Here is a 370-nt window from a genome sequence, read left to right on the forward strand (position 1 = left end):
GGGCACGGCATGTATCAAATTGGGACTGGTGCAAAATATCCCTGCTGCCGTGCCCCTACGGGTGCATCACCCAAACCCGGTTGGGGCACGGCATGTATCAAATTGGGACTGGTGCAAAATATCCCTGATGCCGTGCCCCTACTGGTGCATCACCCAAACCCGGTTGGGGCACGGCATGATTAACATCTGCCTTGGTCAAAATATCCCTGCTGCCGTGCCCCTACTGGTGAACCACCCAAACCCGGTTGGGGCACGGCATGATTAACATCTGCCTTGGTCAAAATATCCCTGCTGCCGTGCCCCTACGGGTGCATCACCCAAACCCGGTTGGGGCACGGCATGTATCAAATTGGGACTGGTGCAAAATATC

At 55.7% G+C, this 370-nt stretch carries 1 protein-coding gene; it reads left to right on the forward strand.

Annotated features, from left to right (window positions below):
• Positions 1-265: hypothetical protein (locus MiSe_RS49965; RefSeq protein WP_226595062.1), on the forward strand; the 265-nt coding region annotated here is incomplete at its 5' end.
• Positions 266-370 lie beyond the last annotated feature (105 nt).

The organism is Microseira wollei NIES-4236, from assembly GCF_020521235.1.
Taxonomy (GTDB): Bacteria; Cyanobacteriota; Cyanobacteriia; order Cyanobacteriales; family Aerosakkonemataceae; genus Microseira; species Microseira wollei.